Source organism: Halosimplex marinum, from assembly GCF_051414075.1.
GTDB classification, from domain to species: domain Archaea; phylum Halobacteriota; class Halobacteria; order Halobacteriales; family Haloarculaceae; genus Halosimplex; species Halosimplex marinum.
In genome coordinates this window covers 266,997-291,038 of the sequence record NZ_JBLKNY010000003.1, presented here as the reverse complement: position 1 = coordinate 291,038, position 24,042 = coordinate 266,997, and the positions used below count along the sequence as shown (strand labels likewise).

The 24,042-nt window shown below is 70.5% G+C and carries 18 protein-coding genes; 4 read left to right on the top strand and 14 right to left on the bottom strand.

Annotation, left to right across the window (positions count from 1 at the left end; all coding sequences use genetic code 11):
- Positions 1–10: 10 nt before the first annotated feature.
- The 6 genes from ACMGFI_RS02400 to ACMGFI_RS02375 form a co-directional block, all read right to left on the bottom strand.
- Positions 11–292: a hypothetical protein gene (locus ACMGFI_RS02400; protein ID WP_436907059.1), complete on the bottom strand. Its 282-nt coding sequence runs from the start codon at positions 290–292 to the stop codon at positions 11–13.
- Between the two features lie 458 nt (positions 293–750).
- Complete coding sequence (locus ACMGFI_RS02395) at positions 751–1,995, bottom strand: MFS transporter (protein WP_436907058.1); 1,245 nt, start codon at positions 1,993–1,995, stop codon at positions 751–753.
- 102 nt (positions 1,996–2,097) lie between these two features.
- The gene (locus ACMGFI_RS02390; RefSeq protein ID WP_436907056.1) at positions 2,098–3,357 is read right to left on the bottom strand and encodes an alkaline phosphatase family protein; all 1,260 of its coding nucleotides are present in this window, start codon (positions 3,355–3,357) and stop codon (positions 2,098–2,100) included.
- A gap of 99 nt (positions 3,358–3,456) precedes the next feature.
- Positions 3,457–6,729: an isoleucine--tRNA ligase gene (ileS, locus tag ACMGFI_RS02385; RefSeq protein ID WP_436907055.1), complete on the bottom strand. Its 3,273-nt coding sequence runs from the start codon at positions 6,727–6,729 to the stop codon at positions 3,457–3,459.
- 731 nt (positions 6,730–7,460) lie between these two features.
- Positions 7,461–9,146 carry an acyl-CoA mutase large subunit family protein gene (locus ACMGFI_RS02380; RefSeq protein WP_436907054.1) on the bottom strand — a complete coding sequence of 562 codons (1,686 nt, stop codon included), beginning with the start codon at positions 9,144–9,146 and terminating at the stop codon, positions 7,461–7,463.
- 375 nt (positions 9,147–9,521) lie between these two features.
- Positions 9,522–10,733: a KaiC domain-containing protein gene (locus tag ACMGFI_RS02375; RefSeq protein WP_436907053.1), complete on the bottom strand. Its 1,212-nt coding sequence runs from the start codon at positions 10,731–10,733 to the stop codon at positions 9,522–9,524.
- 186 nt (positions 10,734–10,919) lie between these two features.
- On the opposite strand from ACMGFI_RS02375, the gene ACMGFI_RS02370 reads away from it, so the two are divergent.
- Positions 10,920–11,774, top strand: a complete 855-nt coding sequence (locus ACMGFI_RS02370) for an NAD(+)/NADH kinase (protein WP_436907052.1) — start codon at positions 10,920–10,922, stop codon at positions 11,772–11,774.
- 83 nt (positions 11,775–11,857) lie between these two features.
- On the opposite strand, the gene ACMGFI_RS02365 is transcribed toward ACMGFI_RS02370, so the two are convergent.
- Positions 11,858–12,145: a DUF8006 family protein gene (locus ACMGFI_RS02365; protein WP_436907051.1), complete on the bottom strand. Its 288-nt coding sequence runs from the start codon at positions 12,143–12,145 to the stop codon at positions 11,858–11,860.
- A gap of 106 nt (positions 12,146–12,251) precedes the next feature.
- Complete coding sequence (locus ACMGFI_RS02360; protein WP_436907050.1) at positions 12,252–12,833, bottom strand: GNAT family N-acetyltransferase; 582 nt, start codon at positions 12,831–12,833, stop codon at positions 12,252–12,254.
- Between the two features lie 194 nt (positions 12,834–13,027).
- Here ACMGFI_RS02360 and ACMGFI_RS02355 point away from each other — a divergent pair, with 194 nt between their 5' ends.
- Entirely contained in the window at positions 13,028–15,115 is a 2,088-nt protein-coding gene (locus tag ACMGFI_RS02355; protein ID WP_436907049.1) for an AMP-binding protein, read from the top strand.
- A gap of 57 nt (positions 15,116–15,172) precedes the next feature.
- Here the strand turns inward: ACMGFI_RS02355 and ACMGFI_RS02350 are convergent, their stop codons facing one another.
- From ACMGFI_RS02350 to ACMGFI_RS02325, 6 genes are all read right to left on the bottom strand, one after another.
- Positions 15,173–16,342, bottom strand: a complete 1,170-nt coding sequence (locus tag ACMGFI_RS02350; protein WP_436907048.1) for a hypothetical protein — start codon at positions 16,340–16,342, stop codon at positions 15,173–15,175.
- 27 nt (positions 16,343–16,369) lie between these two features.
- Entirely contained in the window at positions 16,370–17,743 is a 1,374-nt protein-coding gene (locus ACMGFI_RS02345; RefSeq protein WP_436907047.1) for a double zinc ribbon and FHA domain-containing protein, read from the bottom strand.
- A 130-nt stretch (positions 17,744–17,873) separates the two neighbouring features.
- Positions 17,874–19,073 carry a PP2C family protein-serine/threonine phosphatase gene (locus ACMGFI_RS02340; protein ID WP_436907046.1) on the bottom strand — a complete coding sequence of 400 codons (1,200 nt, stop codon included), beginning with the start codon at positions 19,071–19,073 and terminating at the stop codon, positions 17,874–17,876.
- Between the two features lie 2 nt (positions 19,074–19,075).
- Complete coding sequence (locus ACMGFI_RS02335; protein WP_436907044.1) at positions 19,076–20,305, bottom strand: serine/threonine protein kinase; 1,230 nt, start codon at positions 20,303–20,305, stop codon at positions 19,076–19,078.
- On the bottom strand, positions 20,302–21,489 hold the full coding sequence (locus ACMGFI_RS02330; protein ID WP_436907043.1) for a vWA domain-containing protein: 1,188 nt from the start codon (positions 21,487–21,489) through the stop codon (positions 20,302–20,304). Before ACMGFI_RS02330 ends, ACMGFI_RS02335 begins: the two co-directional genes overlap by 4 nt.
- A 195-nt stretch (positions 21,490–21,684) precedes the next feature.
- The gene (locus tag ACMGFI_RS02325) at positions 21,685–21,816 is read right to left on the bottom strand and encodes a hypothetical protein (protein WP_436907042.1); all 132 of its coding nucleotides are present in this window, start codon (positions 21,814–21,816) and stop codon (positions 21,685–21,687) included.
- A gap of 344 nt (positions 21,817–22,160) precedes the next feature.
- Here ACMGFI_RS02325 and ACMGFI_RS02320 point away from each other — a divergent pair, with 344 nt between their 5' ends.
- Both ACMGFI_RS02320 and ACMGFI_RS02315 read left to right on the top strand, forming a co-directional pair.
- Positions 22,161–23,195, top strand: coding sequence for an ABC transporter ATP-binding protein (locus ACMGFI_RS02320; protein ID WP_436907040.1), 1,035 nt, complete (start codon positions 22,161–22,163; stop codon positions 23,193–23,195).
- On the top strand, positions 23,192–24,040 hold the full coding sequence (locus ACMGFI_RS02315; RefSeq protein WP_436907038.1) for an ABC transporter permease: 849 nt from the start codon (positions 23,192–23,194) through the stop codon (positions 24,038–24,040). The genes ACMGFI_RS02320 and ACMGFI_RS02315 overlap by 4 nt, the downstream gene beginning before the upstream one ends.
- The last annotated feature ends 2 nt before the right edge of the window (positions 24,041–24,042 follow it).

Below are 24,042 nucleotides of genomic sequence, written 5' to 3'. Positions count from 1 at the left end.
CGTCGCGGGGTTACTGCTCGTCGTCCCGCAACGCTTCCGCTATCGCCTGAAGGTCCGCCTTCCTGAACGAGTCGCCGCTGTCCTCGCCGTCGCCGTCCAGCCCGTCGACTGCCTCGCGGATCGCCGTCCGCATCGCCGGTTTCGAGGGCTGGCTGTCCGTGTCGATATCGGCGTCGACGGCGTCGCAGATGGCCGCGAGCGCCTCCTTCGTGAAGGCGCTGGAGACCTCTCGTTCGAAGCGGCCGACCGAGACGCGGATCTCGTTGCGCAGCGCGTGGACCGTCGGTGACATGGTGTGTCCGTGGTCGGGGGCCGCCGTGTACGTTGCGGTCGTGGGTAGGTGTCGGTGACCTGTGGATCTGACCTTCCGACAGCAGAGTCGCGACCGCAGCGAGCGACTCGGGCGCTCTCGTGATCGGTCCCGAGAACAGCGTGAAAGCCCCCGCGCGCTGCGGTCGAGGGGCTTGCTGCGCGCTTCACTCGCTTCGCTCGTTCCAGTGTCTGAGGGCGATGCCCTCAGATTAGCGAGACCTTCGGTCTCGCGTCACTTACTGCGCCCGTCTTCCCGCAGCGCGCGGCCCCTTTCATTCCCGCCCGCACAGACTGACCGACCGGCCGACACGGGCGGGAATGAAAGGGGCCGGCCGCTCGTCGCCGCCCCGACGACGAGCGGCCGGGGGCTTTCACGCTGTTCGCGGGAGGAGTAGCGGCAGTCGCGGTACCGATTCCGATCGCCCTACCGAATCCTCGTCACCACGCAGCGAGCGCGTCGCGGCCGTGATTGTAGGAGAGGATGCCGAGGAAGGCGAACACGCCGGTGAAGGCGAAGGCGCCGCCGAGGAAGAACACCCAGTCGATGCCGACGTTGCTCGTCAGCCAGCCGCCGGCCAGCGGCGCGAGGACGGAGCCGGGCCGCCAGACCAGGTCGCGCACGCCGAAACTGGAGGCGACGCCCTGGCCTTTCCCCTCGTCGGCGAACAGCGCCATGCTGGCGGGCTCGCGGATCGAATCCGCGAAGCCGAGCAGGGCGTTCAGTGCGACCAGCGGGAGGAAGCCCGTCGAGAGGTGGCCGAGGACGGGGTAGACCGACGGGAGCCCGAGCGCGCCGCCGATCGCCGGCGTGAACGGCACGACGACGGCGACGGCCCCGTAGAAGAGCCCGCCGACGAAGACGAACCGCGCCCGGCCGAAGCGGTCCGAGAGGCTGCCCGTGAACGGCTGACTGATCATGTTGGTGAACTTCTCGGCGGCGATGACGACCGAGATGCCGACGGTCGCCTCGAACCCGAGGCCGCCCGAGGCGGCCTCCAGCCCGGCGTAGATGGGCACCCACGTCCGGACGAGCGTCACCGCCACGGCGTACTGCGCCCGGAAGCTCGTCATCGTGAGGAGCCGCCTGTTGAACGCCAGGTCGCTGAACGGGAAGCCGCGGATCCGCGTGTCGTCGGGTTCGACCCAGAGCCAGACGACGACGAACGCTATCCCGGAGATGGCCGTCAGCAGGGCGAAGACGGCGTCGAAGCCGAAGGCGTCGTAGAGCGCGCCGGCCGAGAACGTCCCGCCGATGGCCGCCGCGAACCGCCAGGAGTTGGAGGTCCCGATGGTGTTGGCCCGCTCGGACTCCCGCGCGAGGTCGCCGACCAGCGCGAGCGCGATCAGCCCGCCGGCGGTCGCCGCGATGCCCTGGAACGCGCGGACGCCGATGAACTGCCAGCTCGTCTCGACGAACGCGAACGCGAAGTAGACGACCGACGCCAGCCCGATCCCGCCGAGCAGGACCGTCCGCTTGTCGTAGCGGTCGGCCGCCCACGAGATGGGGACAATCCCGACCGCCTGTGCGAAGGTCAACCCCGTCGCGAACAGCCCGAGGACGAACCCCTCGGCGCCGAGCTGTTCGATGAAGTCCGACAGCAGCGTCAGCAGCGTGATGAGCCCGAACGCGCTCGCGAACCGCGTGAAGTAGAGCGCGCGCAACTGCTTCCCGGTGTCTGTCACTGGTCGAGCGTCTGCGATACTGGCCAAAAGCGGTTGCGATACTCGAAGAATTCTCTTCCAGCGGCGACAGGTCGCGCCGCAGTCGACGTGTTTTCGTTCCGATCACCGGAGGGCGTCGACGCGAGCGGCGGCGAAGGGGACGAGCATCTCCTCGGGGTGGAGCCCGCCGTGGTTGCCGACGTGGCCCAGGTGGTCCTCGTCGTCGTACCAGGCGGTGCGGTCGCGGTGGCTGAGGACCACGTCGCCCGCGCGGCGGCGCGCCCGCTCGCAGGGGTCCGGACCGAACAGGCCGTCGGCGAGCGCCGCCTCCCCGGTCGTCACGAAGGCGTCGAGTTCCTCGTCGAGGGCGACGGCGACGCGGTCGGGCGGAGCGCCGTCGAGGTGGAGGTGGACCGACCGGGGGCTGCCGACCGGCGGGACGGGGTCGCCGTCGGGGTCGGTCCGTAGCGAGTCGGCCACGCCGTCGACGGCGCAGACGTCCACGTAGTCGTCGGGGTCGGTGTCGACGAGGCCGTGGTCGGCGGTCACCAGCAGGAGCGTCTCGGCGGCCGTCTCGGGGTCGAGCCCCTCGACGAGCTGGCGCTGGACGGCGTCGGCGACGGCGCCGAGTTGCGCGCGGTGGTCGGCCGAGTCGGTGCCGGCGGAGTGGGCGACCGCGTCGGCCATCCCGAAGTAGGCGTAGCAGAGCGTCGGGCCGTCCGCCGATTCGAGCGTCCGGCGGACCTCCAGCGCCATCTCGGCGGCGTTGGCGGCGGGGTGGTCCTCGGCGGCGCCGAGCATCGCCTCCGAGGAGGGGCTGCCGGCGATGGACTCCGGCTGGACGGCGTGGACGCCGACGCCGTCGGCCGCGAGCGCGTCGTATATCGGGTCGCCCGTGAACAGGTCCGCCGGGTCCAGCACGTCGGTCGCGGAGTCGCCGTCGCCTTTCGTGGTGAACGGGAGCCCCTGGACGACCGCGCCGACTTCGGGGTCGTACCACTCCCAGCCGAGCATCCCGTGTTCGGCGGGCGTCCGGCCCGTGTGTAGCGTGGGGATAGCCGACCCCGTCTCCGAGGGGTACACGGAGGTCAGGGGCGTGACCGTCCCGTGGGTGTCCAGCGCGTCGAAGAGTTCGTAGCGGTCGGCGTCGGTCCGCCAGCGGTCGAGGCCGAACCCGTCGACGACGAGGAGGACGACGTGGGAAACGTCGGTGTCGACGCCCGTGAACACGTCCCCGGGGAGCCGTCGTCCGGTATCGACGCCGAACAGGTCGGTCACCGTCGGGCCGACGTTGCCGAAGCAGTAGCCGTCGTAGTCGGGGCGGAGGTAGCCGTCGCGCTCGTGGTCGTCGCGGAGGGCGGCGGCGACGTCGTCGCGTCTCATGGACGGCGTTTCTCGGCACCGGGTGAAAAGCGGTTGGGCGGCACGCGAACCTATCTCACGTCGGGTTCGTCGCCGAACCGTGGTTCCGGGCGGAGAGCGTCAGTCGGACGCTTCCGCGGCCGCGACGGGCGCGATCGCGATTTCCACTTCGACCCCCTCGACCTCCCAGGTCTTGCGGTGGCCGTCGGCCACGTCGCCGACCTCGGTCGCGCGGACCTCGTCGGCGATCAGGTCGGCGTGGTCGGCCACGAGGTCGGCCACGCGGTCGTCGCGGACCGCGTACTCCAGACGGATGGACTCCTCCATGTCCAGCTCCAGTTCCTTGCGCATCTCCTGGACGCGGCGGACGACCTCGCGGGCGTAGCCCTCCGACTCGATGTCCTCGGTGAGCGTGGTGTCGACGTAGACGACCCCCTCGCTGTCGAGTGCGGCGAACTCCGCGCCGGCGACGGCGTCGGGGGTGTGGCGGACGAACTCGACCATCTCCTCGTCGAGGGCGACCGACTCACCGAGTGCGTCGGCGACGGCGGATTCCAGCGCCCCGACGGTCGGCTCGGCGACGCGAGCGTCGTTGAGCGCCCCCATGACGCGACCCGCGTCGTCGCCGAACTCGGGGCCGAGCAGGCTCATGTCGGCCTCGGCCGAGTAGGTGAGTTCGCCCCACTCGCCGTCCGGACCGACGACCTCGACCGCGCGGGCGTTGAGCCGGTCGGCCAGCAGGTCGGCGCGGCGCCGGACCGTCTCGGCCGCGTCGGCCGCGTCGCCCCCGTCGCCGGTGGGGTCGACGTCCACGACGACCCGCTGGACCGGCCAGCGCAGTTTCCGCTCGGCCTGCTGGCGGGCGTTCGACCCCGCTTCCTCGACCTCGCGGACGACCTCGATGTCCCGCTCCAGCGCGGTGTCGCGCCACACCCGGTCGGGCTCGGGCCAGTCGCACATGTGGACCGTCGGGTGGCCGGCGTCGCCGGTGAGCGAGCCGTAGACCTCCTCGGCGACGAAGGGAGCGAAGGGGGCGAACAGCGCGGCGACCTCCTCCAAGACGGTGTAGAGGGTGGCGTAGGCGGCCCGCTTGCTCGGCGAGTCGGACTCGTCCCACATCCGCTCGCGGACGACCTGGATGTAGAACCGCGACACGTCCTCGACGACGAAGTCGATGAGCGCGTTCACCGCCCGGTCGTTCTCGAAGTCGTCCATCGCGTCGGTCATCTCCGCCTCGACGCTCTGGAGTCGGGAGAGCACCCACTCGTCGACGAGTTCGAGGTCGTCGGCCACGTCGTCGAGCGTCGTCGCCTCCGGATCGAAGTCGTCGGCACGCATGTACGGCAGCGGGAAGCGGGCGACGTTCCAGAGGATGTTGAGCCGGCGCTGCATCTCCTGGGTCTCGTCCCACGAGAAGTTCATGTCCTCGCCCTGGGCGGTCACCGACAGGAGGAACAGCCGCATCGGGTCGACGCCGTACTCGTCGATGACCTCGTGGGGGTCGACGAAGATGCCCTTGGACTTGGACATCCCGCGGCCGTCGGGCATGTTGGCGTAGCCGTGCATCAGGACCTGCTCGTAGGGGATCTCGCCCATCGCCGCGGTGGCCATGCCCAGTTGCGACCAGAACCACCCGCGGGTCTGGTCGTGGGCCTCCATGATGAGGTCGGCCGGCCACAGGTCGTCGAAGCGACTCCGGTCTTCGGGGTAGTCGAGGGTCCCCCACGTCGCGACCGACGAGTCCAGCCACACGTCGAAGACGTCCGGGACGCGCTCGTATACGACGCCGTCCTCGGTGATCGTCAGGTCGTCGACGGTGTCCTTGTGCAGGTCGACGGACTCGGGGTCGATGTCTTGGTCGACCCGCTCGGCGAGTTCCTCGCGGTCGCCGACGACGATGGCGTCGTCCATCTCACCGGACCAGTCCTCCGGGATCCAGATCGGGATCGGGATGCCCCAGTAGCGCTGGCGGGAGACGTTCCAGTCGGGGGCGTCCTCGACGAAGTCCCGGAAGCGGTTGTCGCGGGCCCACTGGGGATACCACTCGCTGTCCTCGATGTTCTCCAGCAGTTCGTCCTTGATGTCGGTGATCGTGATGAACCACTGGTCGGTGACGATCTGGATGATCCCGGTGTCACAGCGCCAGCAGTGACCGTAGCTGTGAGTCGTCGTCTCCTCGGCGAGCAGGGCGCCGTTGTCGTCCAAATCCGCGATGATATCGCGGTCGGCGTCCTTGACGAACTCGCCGGCGTACTCGCCGGCCGTCTCGTCGTAGATGCCGTCGGCGCCCACCGGACAGAAGATGTCGAGGCCCAGTTCCGTGCCGCGCTCGAAGTCCTCCTCGCCGTGGCCCGGCGCGGAGTGGACGAGGCCGGTGCCCTCGCCCTCGGTGTCGACGTAGTCGCCGGTGTACACTTCGAGCGCGCCCTCGCTGCCCGGCGCGTCGGGGACCTCCTCGCGAAGCGGGTGTTCGTACGTCCAGCCGACCAGATCCTCGCCGGTCAGTTCCTCGACGACCTCGTAGTCGTCGTAGCGGCCCGCTGAGAGGACCGACTCGACCTTCGGCGCGGCGACGTAGAGCCGCTCGGTCTCGCCGCCCTTCTCGGCGTCGACGCCGACGTACTCCCCCTCGCCGTCGACCGCGACGAACGTGTTGGCGGGGATGGTCCACGGCGTCGTCGTCCAGATGACCAGCGAGCCGTCCCTGTCTTCGAGGTCGAACTTGACGTAGATGGAGGGGTCCTCCACGTCCTCGTACTCGACCTCGTTGTTCGCGATGGCGGTTTCACAGCGGGGACACTGGGAGATCGAGCGCTGGCCCTGCTCGACGAGGCCGCGCCCGTGGGCCTTCTCGAAGCCCCACCACGCCGCCTCCATGTACTCGGGTTCGACCGTCTTGTAGGGGTCGTCCCAGTCCATCCAGACGCCGAACGACTTGAAGTCCTCCTGCAGGCCCTCCAGCTGCTCGTTCGCGTACTCCTTGCACTCCTCGATGAAGGCGTCCTCGCCGAACGCCTCGATGTCCTTCTTGTTCTCGAAGTCCAGCCGCTCCTCGACGCGGGTCTCGATGGGCAGGCCGTGCATGTCGTAGCCCGGCCGGTCGGTCACGTCGTAGCCCTGCATGCGGAGGTAGCGGATGTAACAGTCCTTCAGCGTCTTGTTCCAGGTGGTGCCCATGTGGGCCGCACCCGAAGTATAGGGCGGGCCGTCGACGAAGAAGTAGTCCTCGCCGTCGGCGCGGTGCTCTACGGTTCGCTCGTAGGCGTCGACGGCGTCCCAGTAGTCGAACACCCGGTCCTCGACCGCGTCGGGGTCGTACTGGTCGGGCACGTCCGCGAACCGCTCCGTGCGGGCCGCAGGTTCCCCGTCTCCGTCGGCGTCGTCCGTGCTCATACTGTGACGCACCCGCCCGACGCTCTTGGAAACTTCGATTACGCGGTCGCGAACTGTGACCGCACCGGATTCGGGTAGTGGTCCGGAGCGGGTACGAGTGTATCAGTGGTTTCTGTCGAACGTATGGTGAAATGAAGTCGCGCGAGAATGACCTCAGGAGACAGCAGGCGGTGAAAGCCCTCGACGCGCTCGCGGTCGCTGAGCGACATACCCTCGCTCCGCTCGGGTAGGGGCGCTCAGGCGACTGAGATGAACGCGAGCGCGTCTCGCCCGTTCAGTCCGCCAGGAACAGCACAGCACGACACCGCGACCGCACCGCAACGGGCCACGAACCTCCCCGGCCGATTCGATGTCTGCGGGCGACCCGAGCGTCGCCCGCACGGCCCGAGGGACCGGAGGTCCCTCGCTGCTCGTCGCAAGCTCCTGCGCGCCTCATCCACCGTCAGAGGCAAGCTCTGACGAGCCTTCTCTCACGAGTTCGGGAAGACCTCGCGCGGCTACGGTCGCGCGCATGAAAGCGCGCTCCAGCGCGCGCCGACAGCACCGCAACCGCTCACCGCAACAGTTCCCCTGCATCGAACGTTCGGGCTCTCCAGATGACGACCGGACGAGGGGCCACGTTCGTGCGAACGGGGACTCATACGGATTATTGCAAGCGTTTCCCGGGTCGACCGCACGACTGCGTGCGGTCGATCCCGGACTGACCTGCAATAATCCGTATCAAAGCCAGCCTAAATCGCCGCTCCGGGCTGGTACTCTCCGAACTCCTCGCGCAGCGCGTCGCAGATCTCGCCGGTCGTCGCGTACGCCTTCACCGCGTCGACGATGTACGGCATGAGGTTCTCCTCGCCCGCGGCGGCGTCGGACAGGGCCGCCAGCGCCGCGTCGACGGCCTCGTCGTCGCGCTCCTCCCGGACCGACTCCAGTCGCTCGACCTGCGCCCGTTCCTGTTCCTCGGAGATCTCCTCGATCTCGGGGTCCTGGGCGTCTTCCTCGACGGTGTACTCGTTGACGCCGACGATGATCCGCTCCCCGTTCTCGATCTCCTCCTGGCGATCGTAGGCCACGTCCTGGATCTGCCGCTGGACCCAGCCGTCCTCGATGGCCTCGCCCATCCCGCCCCGGGCGTCGACCTCGTCGATGATCTCCCGGGCCTCGGCCTCGACCTCGTCGGTGAGCGACTCGACGTAGTAACTGCCGCCCAGCGGGTCGATGGTGTCTGCGACGCCCGATTCGTGGGCGAGGATCTGCTGGGTCCGCAGGGCGGTCCGGACGGACTGCTCGGTCGGGAGCGACAGCGCCTCGTCCTTGCCGTTGGTGTGGAGGCTCTGGGTGCCCCCCAGCACCGCCGCCAGCGCCTGGTAGGCCACCCGGACGACGTTGTTCTCGATCTGCTGGGCGGTCAGCGTCGACCCCGCGGTCTGGGTGTGGAACTTCAGTTGCTTGGACTCGGGCTTCTCCGCGCCGAACCGCTCCTCCATGATCTCCTTCCACATCCGCCGGGCCGCGCGGAACTTCGCGACCTCTTCGAGGATGTTGTTGTAGGACGCGAAGAAAAAGGAGAGTTGCGGGGCGAACTCGTCGACGGCAAGGCCGGCGTCCTGTGCGGCCTCGACGTACTCGATGCCGTCGGCGAGGGTGAAGGCGATCTCCTGGGCGGCCGTCGAGCCGGCCTCGCGGATGTGGTACCCCGAGATGGAGATGGTGTTGAAGTTGGGGACCTCCGCGGCACAGAACTCGAAGATGTCCGTGATGATGCGCATCGACGGCTCGGGCGGGAAGATGTAGGTGTTGCGGGCGATGTACTCCTTGAGCACGTCGTTCTGGATCGTTCCCCGGAGCTCCTCGCGGTCGACGCCCTGCTGGTCGCCGATGGCGATGTACATGGCCAGCAGAACACTCGCGGGGGCGTTGATCGTCATCGACGTGGACACCTCGTCCAATGGGATGCCGTCGAAGACCGTCTCCATGTCCCGCAGCGAGTCGATGGCGACGCCCGCCTTGCCCACCTCGCCGGCGGCCATGTCGGCGTCGGAGTCGTAGCCCATCTGGGTGGGCAGGTCGAACGCCATCGAGAGGCCGGTCTGCCCCTCGTCCATGAGATACTGAAAGCGCTCGTTGGTCTCGCTGGCGGTGCCCATGCCGGCGTACTGGCGCATCGTCCAGAGCCGGCCGCGGTACATCGTCGAGTAGACCCCGCGGGTGTACGGTTCCTCGCCGGGGAAGCCCAGGTCCTCCTCGTAGTCCAGGTCGGCCACGTCCGCGGGGGTGTAGAGGGGTTCGACCTCCTGACCGCCGGTGTCGGTCTCGAACGTGTCCTTCCGCTCGCCGAAGCGGTCGACCGTCGGTCCCCGGGTCTCGGCCTCCCACTCCTCCTTGCCCTCGCGGATGGCCGCGAGGTCGTCGGAGTCGAACATACCCCCGTGTTCGCACGGCGGCCCCTTAGCCGTTGGCTGGGTTCTGGTTTCGTGTTCAGTTCGCGTTGCAAATCCACTTTTTCCAGCGGGGAGTCCCTCGCGCGCCGGAGGCGCGCTGCGGGGACCCTCGACGCAAAAACGTGGGGGAAAACACCGTCAGAGCAAGCTCCGACGAGTTCTCGTTCGCTACGCTCACGAGAACGCCGGACGGCGCACTCGCTTCGCTCGCTTGCGTCCGGCCTTTTTCACCACGTTTTTGCACCGGGGTCGGGTCGCTGGCTGTGCCCGCGACCGAGTGACGTGGCGGCGTAGCCGCCACGCAGTCCCCGCAGGCGCGGTCCGTGCGCCGAGGGAATCCCCGGTCGAAAAAGATGGTCAGAAAATATTGGCCTGCTCGTACACCGAGATACCGTTCATGGTGATCTCGTAGGGTTTCGTCTCTCGGGAGTGGTTGGCGTTGCGTATCTTCTGGATCTCGACGGCGAGGCGGGTCTCCTGGGTCTCCGAGCGGACGTACCGGAGGAGGATCACGGCGTCGGTGAGGTACTCGATGATGCCGTGGCGGGAGGCGTAGGGGTTGTCCTCGTTGGCCTCGCTGGTGAGGACGGTGGTGACGCCGGCGTCTTTCAGGCTCTGGGTGAAGTCGAACACCTCGGTGCGCCGGCGGGACACGTCGTCGTACATCATCTCCAGCAGCGAGACCGAGTCGAGGACGAACCGGTCGGCGTCGAAGTCCTCGATGAGCTCGGGGAGCTCGCCGCGGATGTTGTCGAGGCTGTTGGCCATCTCGACGGGGTCGAGGTCGATGACGGCGAGGTTCCCCTCCCGCTCGTGGCGTTCGAACTCCCAGCCGCGCTCCTCGGCGGTGGCCATGATGTCGTCGTAGGTCTGTTCGAGGGTGATGAAGACGCCGCGGTCGGTGTCCTCTTTCTCCAGGCCGTGCTGGAGGAACTGGAGGCCGAAGGTGGTCTTGCCGGTCCCGGCGCCGCCGACGATGACGATGAGGTGGCGCAGCGGGATGCCGCCCTGGACCATGTTGTCGAGCCCCTCGATACCCAGGTCGAGGCAGGGGATGTTCGACTCGAAGTCCTCGTCCTCGAAGTCGGCGTCGCCGCCGCCCACGCCGCCCATCGCGTCGCCGAAGTCGTCCTCGAAGAGGTCTCCCTCCCCGCCGTCGCCGCCGCCGAAGGCCCCCTCGTCGGCGCTCCCGGTGTCGCCGAACGCGCTCCCGGCGGTCCCGCTGTCGCCGAACGGGCTCGTGTCGCCGCCGAAGACGCCGTCGCCGTCCGACCCGTCGAGCCCGCCCTCGTCGCCGAACCCGCCCGCACCGCCGGTATCGTCGAAGCCCTCCTCGGCGTCGGAGCCAGCGAACCCGCTCTCGGTGCCGTCGAACGGGTCGTCGGGTTCGGACGCTCCGGCCGACCGATCGTCGCCGGCGGCGGGCTCTGCGGACTCCCCGGCGGTGTCGTCGGCGGACTCCCCGACGGAGTCGGTCCCGGCCGACTCGTCCCCGCCGTCGGCCGTCTCCGCGGACTCCTCGTCGCGGAGCGCGTCCTCGAACCAGTCGTCGTCCGCGTCGTCGCTCATCCGTCCGCCTCCCCGGACTCCGGGGTACTCATGCGGTGAAGGTGCGTCTCCCGCGGTATTAATGTTGTCCGCCAGCTATCGGAGTTGATTCGACCGCTCCGGCCGTCAGAGCGCGCGGTCGTCCGGCCGGCGGCCGCCGGCCGCCGAAGGGGTCGTTTATTGGGGAGGAACGCGAATCGGCGGCCAATGCGAGTCGGAATCGTCGGCCAGCGGGGCAACCGCCGCGCCGCGGGGATCGTCGCGGACCTGTACGAGCGGCTGGTCGGGATGGACGTGGCCGTCGCGGTCGACGAGGAGTCCGCGGACGACTCCGCGGCGTGGCCGAGCGACCACCCCGACCCCTCGGAGCTGGGCGTCCCCGTCGACGAGCTGGCCGACTGCGACCTGGTGGTGAGCATCGGCGGGGACGGCACGTTCCTGTTCGCCGCCCGCGCGGCCGGCTCGACGCCGATCATGGGGGTCAACCTCGGCGAGGTGGGCTTTCTCAACGCCGTCCCGCCGGAGGAGGCCGTCGACGCCGTCACGGCGGAAGTCGAACAGTACCAGGACCGGGGCGAGGTCGAGACGCGGGACATGCCGCGCGTCGAGGCGAGCGGCGAGGGGTGGTCGCTGCCGCCGGCGCTCAACGAGGTGGTCGTCCAGGGGCCGCGCAGGGGCCACGGCGGCGGCGCGGCCGTCGAGGTGCGCGTCGACGGGTCGCTGTACACCAGCGGCCACGCCGACGGGGTCCTGGTGGCGACGCCGACGGGGAGCACCGCCTACAACCTCAGCGAGGGCGGACCGCTCGTCCACCCGAGCGTGTCGACGCTCGTGCTCACGGAGATGTGCGCCGAGGAGTCGATGCCGCCGCTGGCGGTCGACGCCGACAGCACGGTGACCGTCCGCGTCGAGGACGCCGACGGCGGGTTCGTCGTCAGCGACGGCCGCGCGCGCCGGGAACTCGACGTGCCCGCGCAGGTGACGCTCGAACGCGCGGCGCGGCCGGTCCGGATCGCCGGCCCGCCGCTGGACTTCTTCGCGGCGCTCGGCAAGATAGAGTGACGGCGTCGGGGAGTGTCGCGGGGTCCGTCGGGAGCGGGGACAGTCGGAGAACGGGAGAACGGACGGCGGTCACTTCCGGGCGGTCACTTCTGGGCGGTCGTGTAGAGGACCGGCGAGACGACCAGCAGGACGAGGCCGATCAGCTTGTACTGGAGGATGCTGTTGAGGAGGCTCAGCTCCGCGGGCTCGTACATACTGCCGGGGCTGAGGAGGAACAGGGCGCCGAACGCGATGAGATGCAGCGTCAGCAGTTTCCGCGAGCGCTGGGTCGCCACGGCGAACAGTCCCAGGACGAACCCGACGATGAGCGCGTCGCCGAAGTTGACCTTCAGCAGGAACCCGTCGACCAGCTGGAGCGGGATCGGGAGCATTCTTGTCCCGAAACTGGCCGTGATACAGTCTTTAAACTTCCGTTCCCGCGGCGGGGAGCGCCCGGAGCGTGTCGCCGACGCGACGGGGCTGTCCGCGGGGACGGGGTCAGCGACCGGTGTCGTACTTGTAGGTGGCCTCGTCGGGGTCGATCCCGAAGTCCTCGGGCCCCTCCTCGGGCTCGTCGTCGGTCTCGGCGGCGGCCGCGCCCTTGAACGCCTCGCGGAGGCGGTCGGGCACGCGGAACGCCTCGGGGTCGACGCGCATCGGGACCGCCTCGGGCGCGACGCCGTCGCGCTTCTCGGAGAGGCGCTCGCGGAGCCGCTCGGGCAGCGCCGACTCCTCGATGGGTTCGAAGCCGAACTGCGCGAGGTAGTCGGGTTCGTCGGTCAGCGAGTAGACGGTCTCGAACCCCTCGTCGGCGGCCGTGCGGACGAGCCGCTCGACGACGTGGGCGCCGACGCCCTGGCCGCGCCAGCCGTCGAGGACGCCGATGCTCGTGAGCTCGCAGTGCTCGCCGTCGTCGGTCTTGTGGACGCGGTAGCGGCCGAAGCCCGCCTTGACGTTGTCCACCTCGTCGATGGCGACCACGTAGTCGCGCGAACGGAACGCTGTCTCGTCTAACCCCATCGCCTCGATGTGGTCCAGCAACCAGGCCTCGTCGCGGTTCTTCGCGTCCCGGACGTACATACGCGACTCTCGGACGGCCACGCGAAAAGAACTTGCGGGCACTCGCCGCGACGGACTCCGGGCACCCGCGGCGACGGGCCGCGTGCGTCCGCCGTGGCGAACCGCGGCGGGGAAGCGACCGAACGCCCGTGGCCAGCGCGGTCGTACACGATCGTCCGGGCAACTTCTTTGGGTTCACCGGACGAACGGCCGGTATGGCGTCAGACTCGCTCGGAGACATCGACGAGGTGGTCCACCGGCCGGACCCGGAGTTCGTCGAGTCGACGAACGTCTGGGAGTTCATGCAGGCCTACGACATCGACGACTACGAGGAGCTGATCGCCCGGACGACGGAGGCCGACCCCGGCCAGCCCGCCTCGGGCGTCGACTGGTTCTGGGACACGATGACCGGGTACCTCGACGTGGACTTTTTCGAGCCGTACGACCGCGTTCGCGACGACAGCGAGGGTCCCCAGTTCACCGACTGGTGCCCCGGCGGGACGACGAACATCGCGCACAACGTGCTGGACCGTCACGCCGCGACCGACGCCGAGACGCGAAACAAGGTGGCCTGCATCTGGGAGGGCGAGCCAGTGGGACCGGACGGCGAGGCCGCCGAGGTCCGCGAGGTGACCTTCCACGAACTCAGCCGCCAGGCCGACAAGGTGGCGAACTACCTCGACTCGCGGGGCGTCGGCGTGGGGGACACCGTCGGACTCTACATGCCGATGGTCCCCGAGGTCGTCTCGATCCTCTACGGCTGTTTCGAGGTCGGAGCGATCGCCGTCCCGATCTTCTCCGGATTCGGCGTCGACGCGACCGCCACCCGCATCGACGCCGCCGAGTGTTCCGTCCTCTTTACCGGCGATGGCTTCTACCGCCGCGGCGACGAGGTCCGGCTGAAGGGCACCGCAGACGACGCTATCGCGGAGGCCGGTCACGTCGAGGAGGTCGTCGTCTACGACCGGCTGGGGACCCGCGCCGGGGGCGACGCGGAGGGGGGATCCACGGACGGTGAATCCGCGGCCGACGCGGACTCGAGCGACCACGATATCCCCTGGACCGAGGGCCGGGACCGCTGGTGGGCCGACGCGGTCGAGACCCGCGACGACGAGTTCGAGACGCGCGAACTCGACGCGAGCCGGGAGTCGATGCTCCTCTATTCGTCGGGGACGACGGGCGAACCGAAGGGGATCGTCCACACCCACGCCGGCGTCAACGTCCAGTGCGCCAAGGAGCTGTACTTCGGGTTCGACCTGAAGCCCGCCGACCGCTTTTTCTGGGTGTCCGACATCGGCTGGATGATGGGGCCGTGGACGCTCATCGGCAACCATCACTTCGGCAACACCGTCTTCATGTACGAGGGCGCGCCGGACTACCCCGATCCCGACCGCTACTGGGCGATGATCGACCGCCACGGGATCACCCAGTTCGGTATCTCCCCGACCGCGATCCGGGCGCTCCGCAAACACGGTGACGAGTGGCTGGAGGGCCACGACCTCTCCAGCCTGCGGATCCTCGGTTCGACCGGCGAACCCTGGGATCCCGAGTCGTGGCTGTGGTTCTACGAGCGGGTGGGCAACGGGGAGACGCCGATCATCAACATCTCCGGCGGCACGGAGATCTGCGGCTGTTTCCTCATGCCGATGCCCATCCAGGAGCTGAAGCCCTGCACGCTCGGCGGCCCCGGCCTCGGGATGGACGTCGACATCGTCGACGAACACGGGGAGACCGTTGCCGACACGGGCGAGCGCGGGTATCTCGTCGCCCGGGACTCCTGTCCGTCGATGACGAAGTCGCTGTGGTCGGGCGACGAGCGGTACCTCCGGGAGTACTGGTCGACCTGGGAGGGCCTGTGGGACCACGGCGACTGGGCCCAGAAGGACGAGGACGGCTTCTGGTTCCTCCACGGGCGGGCCGACGACGCGCTGAACGTCGCCGGCCGGAAGGTCGGCCCCGCCGAGGTCGAGGGCGCCGCCATCGAACACGAGGCGGTCAACCGGGCCGCCGCCGTGGGCGTCCCCGACGACACCACCGGCACGGCGGTCGTCCTCTACGTCGTCGTCGAGGACGGCGTCGCGGAGAGCGACGAACTGCGGACGGAGATCCGCGAACTCGTCGGCGACGAACTCGGCAAGCCGTTCCGGCCGCGGGAGGTGCTGTTCGTCGACGAGTTCCCCAAGACCCAGAGCGGGAAGATCATCCGCCGGGCCATCGAGGGGACCTACACCGGCGAGGACCTCGGGGACATGTCCTCCATCGAGAACCCCGACGCGCTGGCGGAGGTCGCGGACGCGCGGTAGCCGCCCTCGCCCGGCAACACTTCAGAGACGGCGACCTTCGGTGGTAGCGGCCGCGGCTTAGTCCCGGTCGAGGACCGCGTTGCAGTTCGGGCAGTTCGTGCGGTCGGCGTCGGCGGCGTAGGTCTCCCCGCAGATGGGACAGAACTCGTTTTTCACCGCCCGTTCGCCCGCCCCGCCGGTCGCGCCCGACGCGGCCTCGGGGCTCACGTCGTCGGCGTCCTCCGGCGGCGTGAACACGCGCGTCTGCCCCGCGGGCTCGACGGGGTCCTCGCCCGACCCGGCGGACCCGGACTCGTCGCTCCCCGGGTCGCTCCCGTCCGGACCGGCGTCGGCGGGTCCGTCGGCGGACCCGGCGTCCGAACCGTCGTCGGGGGCGGTGCCCATCGCCAGGCGGTCGGTCGTGCCGGGCTGGACGACCTGGGGGTAGCGCTGGCCGGCGCGGATCGCCGAGCGGGGCACGTCCGGCCGGCGGATCCGGACGAGCAGGCTGGCGAACAGCTGGACCCAGACGTACGCCAGCGCGAGGGCGGCCGGGGTGGCGACCGCGACCAGCGGCAGCAGCGGCGCGGTGAGCCCGGCGCGGGTCACCTCGCCGAAGACCAGTTCGCCGACGCCGTAGCGCGCGGCGGCCGCCTCGACCAGCGCGGCCTGACCGCCCAGCGACGCGGCCCGCGAGACGGTCGCCGTCGTCGCGACGACCGCCGAGACGAACACGAGCGCCTGTAGCAGCCGCGGCGCCGAGAGGGAATAGACCCGGTAGCCGTAGGCGACCGTGCGGACGAGCAACAGCACGTTCGCGACCCCGAGCAGCGCGAGCACGTACCACGTGGCGACGCCGCGGACCGCGCCGGCGCCGACGGCGACGGCCAGCACGGCGAGCGGCGGCGCCAGCGCGACCAGCGGCCGGTCGAATCGGTAACACTGCTCGACGTTGCCCCGCAGGTTCGTGAGGTTGCCGACGACGTAGCGGACGGCGACGGCCGACGGGAGCAGGACCCAGAGCACGGCGAAGGCGGCGGCGAGGCCGGCCGCCTCGGTCGACCAGGGGTCGACGGTGTAGGCGCCGACGACCACGTCGGCGACCTGGGAGACGGCGACGCCGGTGCCGGCCAACCAGATGAGGTAGCCCGCGGCGCCGGCGACCAGCCCGACGAACAGCCACCGCTCCTCGTCCGCGAGGAGGCGGACCGACCTGCCGAGTTCACGGCGCGTGTCTCTGGTATCCATGCTCGCTCGTCGGACCGTGCCGCGGGGTCAGGGGGCTTCGACGCGCATCGAGGCGACGCCGGAGAGTTCGATCCGGTCGCCCGGCGAGACGGGGACGCGCTCGCCCTCGTCGAGCGGCTCGCCGTCGACGACCGTCGGGTTCCGGCCGAGCGCGACGAGGTGGAACCGCCCGTCCTCGCGGACGAACCGCACGTGTTCGCGGTGGATCTGCCGCGCTTCCTCCTCGTCGCCGCCCGTGTTCACCACGATGCTGCGAATCGTCTTCCCGACGGTATCCCCGTCCCACACTTGAATCTCGCGGTTGCGCACGACCAGCACCAGCGATTCCGGCGCTTCGGCCGCCGCGTCGTCGGCTCCGTCTGTCGGCGTCTCGCCGCCGTCGTCGCCGGCTCGCCCGACCGTTCGGTCGTCACCGCCGCCGGCGCCCTCGGCGTCGGCGGCTCCCGCGTCGCTGGCTGCGGCGTCGTCTCCAGCCGCTCCGCCGGCGTCGGCCGCTGTGCCGTCGTCGGCCGTCGCATCGCCGCCCTCTCCGGTCCCGTCACCCGCTCGGTGGGCGTCGAGGTCCTCGCCGCAGGTGGCACAGAAGTTGTCGTCCGGGTCCACGTCGGCATCGCAGGCGGGACACTCCGTCAGCGGCCCCGGCCGCAGCGCCGACACGTCCTCCCCGCAGTTGGCGCAGAAGTTGTCCTCGGCGTCGACCGGCTCGCCGCAGCCCGGACACGCGAGGTCGGCCCCCTCCTCGGCCGCGGCTTCGGGCCCGTCGCCCGCCGCTTCGGCGGACGCGTCGTCGCCCGCGTCGGCCGGCTCGTCGTCTCCCACTCCAGCGGACCCGTCGTCCACCGCCGCGGAGTCGGCCGGTTCCGTCCCGTCGGCGTCCGACGTGTCGACGCCGGCGCCGGCTTCGGCGGCCGCGACGCTGTCGGCCGTATCCGCCGGGTCAGCGGCCGATCCCGACGCCGTGTCGGCCGCCGATCCCGTGTCGGCTGCCGCCGGTCCCGTATCGGCCGTCTCCGACGCCGTGTCGGGACCCCGGTCGTCGGCCCCGGCGTCGGCCGCTTCGTCACTGGAGTCGAGTTCGCCGTCCGTAGCCGCGGGCGCGTCGGTCTTCCGGTCGCTCGTATCGAGCGTCTCGGCGTCCGGGGTCGGGTCATCGGCCCCGGCCTCGGGGTCGGCCAGCGGGTCGTCCGCGTCGGCCGGGTCGGCGTCCGCCGCACCGTCGGGTCCCGCGGCGTCCGCTCCGTCGTCCGTCGCTTCGGCGTCCCCGTCCGTCCCCTCGGGCGCGGCCGCCTCGTACTGCCATTCCCCGCAGTCGGAGTTCGTACACCAGCCCCCCGCGGCGGTCGGGTCGAACGCCTCCCCGCAGAGGGGGCACTCGACCGTCCCGCTCGTGCCGTGTGACATAGCTGTCGGGATATGCGGGCCGGTCATCAAAACAGTTGCCCCGGGTCCCGTCGTCGCGGCGGACGGTGGGCGCCGCGCGGCGCGGCCGGTCGCCGACCCGCCGGCCGGTCCCCGCTCCGTCCGCCGCCGCTCAGTCGTGCTCGACGAGTGTCTCGCGGTCCTCGACCGGCGCCTCGGCACCCGCCGCGCGGGCGGGCGGATCCTCGGGCGTCGGCGGGAGCGTCCCGTCGTGCAGCAGGACCGTCGAGAGATTGTCCTTGCCGCCGCGGTCGTTGGCCAGCTCGACCAGCCGCTCGGCCGCGTCGGCCAGCGACGGGGCAGACAGCACCGCCTCGCGGATCTCGTCGTCGGTGACCGCCCGGTCGCGGACCACCGCGGCCATCTCCTCGTCGCGGCCGGCGTCGACGTACCACTCGTAGAGCTTCGCCGCCTCCGTCTGGGCGTCCGGGAGGCCGTCGCTGGTCACGAGCAGCACGTCCTCGCGGTACAGCGGGACCGTCGCCGTCTCCACGTCGACGGTGGCGGTCTCGGGGTCCGCCCGGCCGCTCCCGCCGACGGCGCGGGTGATCTCGTTGCCCCGCGGGTGGACCAGCGCCTCCACGTCGTCGATCTCGCCGGCCTCGCGGAGCCGCTGGACGACGGCGTGGTCGGTCGTGAGCGGCAGGATCTCGTCGCGGGCGGCGTTGACGACGTAGGCGCGGCTGTCGCCGACCCACCCGTAGTGACAGCGGCCGCCGACGACGAGCCCGGCGACGACGGTCGCGTGGGCCTGCTCGCCCGCGGCCGCGGCGTACTCGAGGACCTCCCGGTGGGCCGCGACGACCGCCTCGGCGACCGCCGACTCCAGGTCCTCGTCCCGCGGCGGGGCCGCCAGCGGCTCGTCGACGGCCACGTCGAACCCCTCGGGCTCGCTGCGCGCCGCCCGGACAGCGGTCCCCGCGAGGCGCTCGCAGACGGCCGTCGTCGCGATGTAGGAGGCGGCGTCGCCGGCGTCGTGGCCGCCCGCCCCGTCGGCGAGTGCGAACACCGCCGCGCTCCGGTTGTCGGGGTCGCGGTCCGACTCGGGCGAGTCGTCGCTGGCGTCGTCCCCGTCGGTGGCGTCGTCCGGGCCGTCCGTTCGGCCGTCCGGACGATCCTCGGTCGAATCCTCGCCAGTCGAATCCTCGCCGGGCTGGCCATCGTCCGCTCGTTCGCCGTCCCGACCCTCGCAGTCGTAGCCGCGAAAGCCCTCGCGGTGACCCTGCTCGAACACGGAGACCGCGACGCTGTCCTCGTTGATACCCCCGTCGCGCTTGCGGTCGCCCACGTCGTAGTGAGTCGCGTAGTCCATGGTTACTCGCTGGTGAACTCGAAGGTGACGCCGTAGCTCGGGTGGACGAGGGCGATCAGGTCGCCCTCGCGCAGGCCGTACAGCTCCGGCGGCACGTCCCCCTCGGCGTCGGTCGCGTCCTCGCCCCGCTGTTCCAGCCGCTCGCGGCCGGCCTCGCTGAGCACGCGCTGCCAGCCCCCGCCCGTCTGGACGTAGGTCCCGTTGAGGCTCCGGTCGCGGATGAACCACTCCCCGTCGTCGTCGGTGTCGAACTGCACCTGCACCGTCGAGATGTACTCGTCGTCGTCCTCGATCACGATGGACGACCGCGGCCCCTCGGCGTACCGGCGGCCGATGGTGTCGCCGGGGTAGACGGTGTAGGTCTCCCCCTCCTGGGTGTAGCGGAGCGTCGCCGACGGCGGCGGGCTGGGGTCGCGGGCCTCGAGGACCCGCTCCATCGCCGTCGCGTTGCGGTAGCGCTCCTCGTAGTCCGAGGCGGTCGCCTTCTCGACGATCTCGGCGAGGTACGGCTCGCAGTCGGCGCCGAAGTCCCGCGGGTCGACCCCGTCCTTGCGAGGGACCGTCCCCTTGAGCAGGTACAGCAGGATCTTCCCGACGGAGTAGACGTCCGACCACGGCCCCTGGCGAGTCTCGGTCTGGTCGGCCTCGGCGACCTCGCGGGGCTTGTACGGGCCGACGATGGTCGTCTGGTCGGCCGCGTCGGCCGCCGCGTCGAACCCCGTCGCCGTGTTGAAGTCGATGAGCACCGGCGTCACCGTCCCCCCGCGGTGGGTGATCATCACGTTGTCCGGCTTCAGGTCGCGGTAGACGATCTCGTTCTCGTGGAGGAAGCTCATCGCGTCGCACAGGTCGATCCCGATCTGGCGGACCTCGTCGATGTCGTCGAGCGGCCCCGTCCGCCGGATCGCGTCGTCGAGTTCGTAGCCGTCGACGAGTTCCACGACGAGGACCGACGTGCCGTCGTCCTCCGCGACCTCGCGCAGCGACATGATGTTGGGGTGGCCGCCCGCATTGCGGATCGCCGCCAGCGTCTCGGCCTCCTTCTCGAAGTAGGTCCGGACGATGTCGCGGTCGTTCTGACTGCCCTCGTAGTTGGGGTACTTGAGCGCGACGGCCTCGCCGCTCTCGGTGTCGACGGCGTCGAACACCTTGGCGAACCCGCCCTCGCCGACCACTTCCCCGAGTTCGTAGCGACCGACGACCAGATCCCCCTCCGTCGGCGCGGCCGTCATTCTACCCGGGAGTCGTCGACGATCCTGGTCGCGTTCTCGCGCTCCGTTCGCCCGCCCTCGTCGACGAGGCGGGTCTGTCGCTTCGCCTCCTCGACGACGGCCGTGTCCTCGCCGTGGATCCGGGTCATCCGCTCGACCTCCGTCTCGGCGGCCTCGACGTTGCCCTTGCCGAGTTCCGTGCGCACGACCGTCTGCCGGTGGTCGAGCGACACCGACTCGTTGTGTTCGGCCAGCGCCGCGTTGTCGTCGGTGTACTCGACGGCGATCCGGTCGCCCGCCCGCCGACCCGACGCCGTGAGCGTCACGTCCACCAGCGAGTGCTCGCCGAGATCCTCGCGTGCGGGCGCGTTGACTTTCAGCACCACGCGCTGGTTCTCCCGCTCGGCCAGATCCGGCAGCGGAACCGTTGCGGTGTTGCCCGACCAGTTCACGTCGACCTCCTGGGCCTGGGGGAGGGCGCGGTAGACCTCGCTCACCTCGACGCCCGCGGCGGCGTCGAGTTCGAGGCTGGCCTCCGTCGCGACGACCGACTGGGCCTGCTCGACGGCGTCGCCGAAGAACGATTCGATGTCCCCGGGCGATTCGAGGTGGGTCCACTCCCCGCGGGCGGTCGTCCCGAGCGTCCGGATCGTCTCCTCGTCGTAGTCGGTGCCGATCCCCGCCGAGAGGATCCGGATGCCCGACTCGTCGATGTCGGCGGCGAGGTCGCGGAAGTCGGCGGGGTCGTGGGAGTTGTCCTTGCCGTCCGACAGCAACAGGATCCGGCGGACGGCGTCGTCGGTCTCCGGGCGGTAGCCCAGCGAATCCAGCGCGGTGCGCGCCGAGTCCAGTCCGTCGTACATGTCGGTACCGCCGCCGGCGCCCAGTTGCTCGACGCGGTGCATCGCGGCCTCGCGGCTGGTATCGCCCCACCGCTGGGGGCGCATGACGACCTCGGCGTCGGAGTCAAAGGCGACGATGCCCACGTAGTCGTCGAGTTCGAGGAGGCCGAACACCCACGAGGCGCCCTCCCGGGCCCGGTCGAGTTTCGCCCCGTCCATCGAGCCGCTCGTGTCCAGACAGAGGAGGATGTGGCGCTCGTGGGACCCGCTGGCCGTCCCCGGCTCGACGTCGACCGTCGCCGTCAGCGTCGCCCCGCCGGCGGGCACGTACGGCCGGTTGACGTCGGTCGCGATCTCTACCATCGTTCGCTCCCTCGCTCTCGTCCCGTATGTGTTTTTCTCCGATCCGGTCGCTGCTACCGACCCTTCAGGTAGTTGCCACCCGCCAACGTATCTACGACCCGTCGATCTATCGATTCCCACTCGGAAACTGCATCGCCAGGCGAGTCTGCGGACCGTGGGCTCCCCGTCCGGCAGGCGGCGACGCGCGGGCGGTCGCTACGCGAAGACGTTCTGTATCACGTCGCCGAAGCGTATCAGCACCACCCCCCCGACGAGCATCGCGAGCAGCCACAGGAGCGTGATGAGCACGCTCCGGCGCATGAACGGGTCGTCGGTCCAAGTTGTCATACCACACAGTCGGTCGCCCGGGTTCAAAAAGTCTCGCGTCGGTCCGGCACCGCCCCGGGGATGCGAGCCGGCCGGGTCGACCACAACGCCTAGGCGACCATATTCCCGGTCGACCACACGCCCAGCCGACCCCACGCCTTGTCGGCCCACCGGCGGCGCCGCCCGTCGCTCCGGACCGCACTTTCCGCCGCAAACTAAACTTTGCGACGCAAAGGGAATTTGCTACGCAAACTTTATTGGTGTAGAAACTAGTTTTCGGATCGAGGCATGACCGAGACGGTCCCCGTTCCGGCCGAGCAGGACAGCCCGCCCGCCGCCGCCCGCCCAGCGGAGGTGCGGGGCGGATGAGCGCGATCGAGATAGACGGTCTCACGAAGCGGTTCGGCGACGTGACCGCGGTCTCGGAGCTGTCGCTGTCGGTCGACCGCGGCGAGGTGTTCGGCTTCCTCGGCCCCAACGGCGCGGGGAAGTCGACGACGATCAACGTCCTCCTGGGGTTTCTCGACCCGACCGCGGGCGAAGTGTCTGTGCTCGGTACCGACGTGACGGCCGACCCGCAGTCGGTGAAGGCCCGGGTAGGACTGCTCCCGGAGGCGTTCGAGCCGGTGCCGAACCTCACCGGGCGCGAGCACGTCGCGGCGGCGGTCGAGACCAAGCGGGCCGACGACGACCCGGACGCCCTCCTCGACCGCGTGGGTCTGGACCCCGAGGACGCCCGCCGGCCCGCCGACGACTACTCGACGGGGATGTTCCAGCGGATGGCGCTCGCGGTCGCGCTCGTCGGCGAACCCGACCTGCTGGTGCTCGACGAGCCCTCCGCGGGGCTGGACCCCAACGGCGTCCGGCTGGTCCGCGAGATCGTCCGCGAGGAGGCCGACCGCGGCGCGGCCGTGTTCTTCTCCTCGCACATCTTAGACGAGGTCGAGCGGGTCTCCGACCGCGTGGGGATCCTCCAGGACGGCGAGCTGACGGCCGTCAACTCCGTCGACAACCTCCGCGCGGACCTCGGGATGGGCGCGGTCGTCTCCGCGACCGTCGACGAAGTGCCCGACCTCGACCCGGTCGCCGCGGTCGACGGCGTCACCGACGTGTCCGCCGACGGCTCGACGGTCCGGGTGTCCTGCGCGGCGCCCCGGGCGAAGATGGCGGCGCTCCGCCGGCTCGACGACCGCGCGACCGTCGAGGACGTGACCATCGAGGAGTCGTCGCTGGAGGACCTGTTCGAGGCCTACACGACCGATCGACCAGGGGCGGACGGCGACCCAGACACCGCCCGGGGTGCCGACGGCGATACCGAACCGACCCGGGACGCCGACGACGCGAGCGGAGCGAGCGGCGGCGGTACCCCGGCGGCGACCGCGGGGGGTGACGGGACGTGAGCACGCGGACCGTCGCCGGCGTGGACTTCCGGAGCGTCAGGCGCTCGTACGTCGTGGTCGGCGTGGTCGCGACGTTCGCGGCGCTGGTCGGGCTGGCCTTCCTCGGGTCGAGCGAGGTCCACCCCCACCCCGTCCGGACGACCTGGGGGCTGGCGGCGCTGGTCGCCTGGGTCCTCCCGCTGTTGCTCGCCCCGCTGGCGTACCTGGCGGTCGCCGGCGACCGCGCGCGCGGGACGATCACCTACTACCTCGGCCTGCCGAACTCGCGAGCGGCGTACTTCCGCGGGAAGTACGTCACGCGGGCGGCCGTCGCCGCCGGGACGACGTTGCTGGGCGTCGCCGTCGCCGTCGCCGTCGCCCTCGCGACCTACGAGCACGCCCCCGACCCCGGCCGCTTCCTCGCCCTCGGTGCCCTCTCGACGGCGTTCGCCCTCGCGATGGTGGGGATCTTCCTCGCCGTCTCCGCCTCGGTCGCCTCCCGGTCGCGCGCGATGGTCGGCGTGGTCGGCGCGTACTTCCTCCTGTCGGCGTTCTGGATCGGCCCCCTCCCCGCCCTGAACCTCGACACCGCGCTCGACGCCGTCGCCGCCCTCACGGGCGTCGCGATCCCCGAGTCGACGCGTGCGGTGATCGGCGCGCTCTCCCCCGCTGGCGCCTACTTCAACCTCCTCCCGGAACTGGTCTGGGCCGACGCTCCCGGCGAGTACGACGTGTTCGCCCAGTTCGCCGACATGCCCGACTACCTCGGGTACGAGGTGTGGTTCAACGCCGCCGTCCTCGCGGTCTGGACGGTGGGCGCGCCGCTCGTCGGCTACCTCCGCTTCCGCTCGGCGGAGCTGGGGTAGCC

Bases quoted from the DNA above. Each gene is read 5' to 3' on its own strand.
- ACMGFI_RS02400 (WP_436907059.1), bottom strand. From the start codon at position 292: ATGTCACCGACGGTCCACGCGCTGCGCAACGAGATCCGCGTCTCGGTC.
- ACMGFI_RS02390 (WP_436907056.1), bottom strand. From the start codon at position 3,357: ATGAGACGCGACGACGTCGCCGCCGCCCTCCGCGACGACCACGAGCGC.
- ileS (WP_436907055.1), bottom strand. From the start codon at position 6,729: ATGAGCACGGACGACGCCGACGGAGACGGGGAACCTGCGGCCCGCACG.
- ACMGFI_RS02380 (WP_436907054.1), bottom strand. From the start codon at position 9,146: ATGTTCGACTCCGACGACCTCGCGGCCATCCGCGAGGGCAAGGAGGAG.
- ACMGFI_RS02375 (WP_436907053.1), bottom strand. From the start codon at position 10,733: ATGAGCGACGACGCGGACGACGACTGGTTCGAGGACGCGCTCCGCGAC.
- ACMGFI_RS02370 (WP_436907052.1), top strand. From the start codon at position 10,920: ATGCGAGTCGGAATCGTCGGCCAGCGGGGCAACCGCCGCGCCGCGGGG.
- ACMGFI_RS02365 (WP_436907051.1), bottom strand. From the start codon at position 12,145: ATGCTCCCGATCCCGCTCCAGCTGGTCGACGGGTTCCTGCTGAAGGTC.
- ACMGFI_RS02360 (WP_436907050.1), bottom strand. From the start codon at position 12,833: ATGTACGTCCGGGACGCGAAGAACCGCGACGAGGCCTGGTTGCTGGAC.
- ACMGFI_RS02355 (WP_436907049.1), top strand. From the start codon at position 13,028: ATGGCGTCAGACTCGCTCGGAGACATCGACGAGGTGGTCCACCGGCCG.
- ACMGFI_RS02350 (WP_436907048.1), bottom strand. From the start codon at position 16,342: ATGGATACCAGAGACACGCGCCGTGAACTCGGCAGGTCGGTCCGCCTC.
- ACMGFI_RS02345 (WP_436907047.1), bottom strand. From the start codon at position 17,743: ATGTCACACGGCACGAGCGGGACGGTCGAGTGCCCCCTCTGCGGGGAG.
- ACMGFI_RS02340 (WP_436907046.1), bottom strand. From the start codon at position 19,073: ATGGACTACGCGACTCACTACGACGTGGGCGACCGCAAGCGCGACGGG.
- ACMGFI_RS02335 (WP_436907044.1), bottom strand. From the start codon at position 20,305: ATGACGGCCGCGCCGACGGAGGGGGATCTGGTCGTCGGTCGCTACGAA.
- ACMGFI_RS02330 (WP_436907043.1), bottom strand. From the start codon at position 21,489: ATGGTAGAGATCGCGACCGACGTCAACCGGCCGTACGTGCCCGCCGGC.
- ACMGFI_RS02325 (WP_436907042.1), bottom strand. From the start codon at position 21,816: ATGACAACTTGGACCGACGACCCGTTCATGCGCCGGAGCGTGCTCATC.
- ACMGFI_RS02320 (WP_436907040.1), top strand. From the start codon at position 22,161: ATGAGCGCGATCGAGATAGACGGTCTCACGAAGCGGTTCGGCGACGTG.